The 3,149-nt window shown below is 66.2% G+C and carries 3 protein-coding genes; all 3 read right to left on the bottom strand.

Annotated features, from left to right (window positions below):
* A partial coding sequence (locus tag WEB06_18265; protein ID MEX2557562.1) for a formate--tetrahydrofolate ligase occupies nt 1-400 on the bottom strand: 400 nt, incomplete at its 3' end.
* A 45-nt stretch (nt 401-445) separates the two neighbouring features.
* Nucleotides 446-1,828, bottom strand: coding sequence for a type III glutamate--ammonia ligase (glnT, locus tag WEB06_18260; GenBank protein MEX2557561.1), 1,383 nt, complete (start codon nt 1,826-1,828; stop codon nt 446-448).
* A 24-nt stretch (nt 1,829-1,852) separates the two neighbouring features.
* Entirely contained in the window at nt 1,853-3,001 is a 1,149-nt protein-coding gene (locus tag WEB06_18255) for an FAD-dependent oxidoreductase (GenBank protein MEX2557560.1), read from the bottom strand.
* Nucleotides 3,002-3,149: the final 148 nt, after the last annotated feature.

The following is a 3,149-nucleotide window of genomic DNA, read 5'->3' as shown; positions in this document are numbered from 1 at the left end:
GGACGTCGCCGGTCAGGTGGAGGTTGAAGTCCTCCATCGGGATGACCTGGCTGTAACCGCCGCCGGCCGCCCCGCCCTTGATCCCGAAGACCGGGCCGAGCGAGGGCTGCCGGATGTTGACTGCGGCCCTGCGACCGATCGCGTTGAGCCCCTGGGCGAGGCCCACGGCGGTCGTCGACTTGCCTTCCCCGAGCGGGGTCGGCGTGATCGCGGTGACCAGCACGTACTTGCCGCGGGGTCGCTCCGCTTCGAGGCGGCGGATCGCCTCCATGGTGACCTTTGCCTTGGTCGGGCCGTAGAGCTCGAGCTCGTCGTCAAGGATCCCCAATTCGCGGGCCACGTCCACGATCGGACGCGGCTTGACGGCGCGGGCGATCTCCAGGTCGGACGGAAAGCTCATCGGTCTCCTCGGCTGGTGACGGGTTCGAGCGGCCCGGGCGAGACCTCAGAACAAGGTTAGATACTGATCAAGTTCCCAACGGCCGACGGCTCTGTGATAGCGGACCCACTCGTCGCGCTTGATTCGCAGGAACTCCGCCGCGAACCCCGGCCCCAGGGCGCCCTGGACGACCTCGTCCTTCTCGAACTCGTCGAGCGCCTCCGACAGGTTTTGAGGCAGGAATCTCAATCCCTCCCGCCGAGCCTCAGCGAGTGGCGTCTCGTACATGTTCCGACCCACCATCGGGGCGCCCGGGTCAAGGCCGCGCTCGATCCCATCCATGCCGGCGGCGATGAGGCCCGCGAGCCCGAGGTAGGGGTTCACCGCGCCCGAGACGACGCGGCACTCGAAGCGTCCCGGATCGGGCGTCCGGAACATCTGGGTTCGATTGTTGTCACCGTAGGTGATGAATGCCGGTGTCCAGGTGAACCCGGATCGAGCGCCCGTCAGGTAGGCCCCGATCGACAGCCGCTTGTAGCAGTTCACCGTCGGCGCGATCAAGGCGGAAAGACCCCGAGCATGCCCCAGCAGGCCCCCGAGGAAGTGGTAGGCGAGTTGCGACTGTCCGAGGCCGCGCGGGTCCGTCCTATCGATGAAGACGTTGGTGTCGCCATCCCACAATGAGAAGTGGAAATGGCTGCCATTGCCGGTTAGATCGCTAAACGGCTTGGGCATGTGCGTCGCAATGGCCCCGTAGCGGCTTGCGACCTGGCTCGTCATCATCTTGAAGAACGTGTAACGATCGGCCGTTTCGAGCGCCTCGGCGTACTTCCAGTTGATCTCGAACTGGCCAGTGGCATCCTCGTGGTCGGAGGCGTACGGACCCCAGCCCAGTTGCTCGAGATAACCCACGATGGTCCGCAGGTAATCGAGGCTGCCAGCGAGGCCCTTGAAGTCGTAGCACGGCTTGTCGAGGGTGTCAAAACCGGATGGGTCGAAGGGAACGATCGAGCCATCGGGCAACCGCTTGACCAGCATGTGCTCGGGTTCGACGCCGACCATCATCGTGTAGCCGGCCTTCGCGAGGCGATCGATCTGACGACGGAGCGCCGTCCGCGAGCAGTACGGCCACGGTTCGCTGTCGACCTCGATATCGCAGGCGAACCGGGCCAGTCCGATCTCCCACGGCACGAGCGTATAGGTGGCGAGGTCAGGCGCCCCGATGAGGTCGTGATCGTGCGGACCCTGGCCCATACCTACCGTCGCGGCACCGGCGAACCCTGCGCTGCCGTCGAGGAACTGATCCAGGGCACTCGCCGGCACGCCCTTGCAGCGCGGCGTGCCGTGGATGTCCACCCACTGCGCGAGCATGTAGGTCACGCCGTCATCGGCGAGCCGTCGCGCGATCGACTCGCGGGTAGGTCGCTCGTCCCGTCTCGCCTCGGTCATGTCGGCCTCCTTCGCGCTCTCTCGTTAGTGCGAGACGGCCGCCGCCGCCTTTTCGCCGATGAGGGAACCAGTTGCGAAGCGCTCGATGGTGAACGGCGCCAGTACGGCCGGCGTCGTCCCAGTCGCGATCAATTCGGCGACCCGTCGTCCGGCGACAGGTCCGGCCTTGAACCCGTAGGTGCCCCAACCAACGTCGAGGATGAACCCGGGCACGCCCGGTACCGTGCCGATGATCGGGCTGAAGTCGGGCGTCATGTCACAGATCCCCGCCCATTGACGCAGCACCCGAACGCCCGCGACAGAGGGGAGGAGCTCGAGCACGTGGGCAGCGGACGTCTCCATGAACGCTAGCGTCGATCGGTGGCTGTAGGAGGCGTACGGGTCGATCTCGGAACCGATCACGAGTTCCCCGCGATCGGTCTGGCTCACGTAGACGTGTAGCGTCGCGGAAACGAGGACCGGATCGAGGAACGGCTTGAGCGGCTCGGTGACCAGGGCCTGGAGCGGATGAGTGACGATCGGCAGTCGGACCCCGGCCATCGCGGCGATCGTCGTCGCCCAGCCGGCCGTGGCGTTGACTACGACGCCGGCGCGGATGGGACCCTGACTGGTTCGCACACCGGAGATCCGTCCGTCCGCGAGATCGATGCCTGTCACCTCGATCCCCTGGTGGATGTCAACGCCCATTTCGTGAGCACGCCGTGCATAGCCCCACACGACGGCATCGTGCCGGATGATGCCGCCGGGCGGATGGTAGAGCGCGGCGTGGATCGGGTATCTCGGTCGATCGGACAGGTCGAGGGCCGGCGCCAGTTCGCGGATTTCGTCGCGGTCGATGACCACTGAATCGACACCCTGCAGCTGGTTTACCTCGGCACGAACTCGCAACCCCGCCACGGCCGCATCAGTGTGCGCAAGGGTGAGATGGCCGTGCTGGCTGAACAGGACATTGAATCCAAGTTCCACGGACAGGCGCTCGTAGATCCGGACCGATTCGTCGTAGAAGGTGACGCCCTCCGGGGTGCGGTAATTGGAGCGGATGATTGCCGTGTTCCGCCCGCTACCGCCAGCGCCGATGTACGCCTTCTCGAGGACTGCCACTCTCCGCACGCCGCGCTTGGCCAGTTCATACGCGATTGCAAGGCCGTGGACGCCACCGCCGACGATCACCACGTCGTAGCTCGACCTGCGCTCGCGCGGGCGGATGACCTGCCAACGCCGGAGCGGTCCGATCACGACAGCTCCCGCGGCGCCACCGCCGCCGGCCCCACCGCGCTCAGCCCATGCGCCGCACCGATTCGCCAGATCGCGTCCCAGACGT

The sequence above is a fragment of the Actinomycetota bacterium genome (genome assembly GCA_040905475.1).
Taxonomy (GTDB): domain Bacteria; phylum Actinomycetota; class AC-67; order AC-67; family AC-67; genus DATFGK01.
The sequence above is the reverse complement of the archived record's forward strand: the minus strand, read 5'-3'. Positions and strand labels throughout refer to the sequence as shown.

Excerpts from the sequence above, each read along its gene's own strand:
- glnT (MEX2557561.1), bottom strand. The coding sequence starts at position 1,828 with ATGACCGAGGCGAGACGGGACGAGCGACCTACCCGCGAGTCGATCGCG.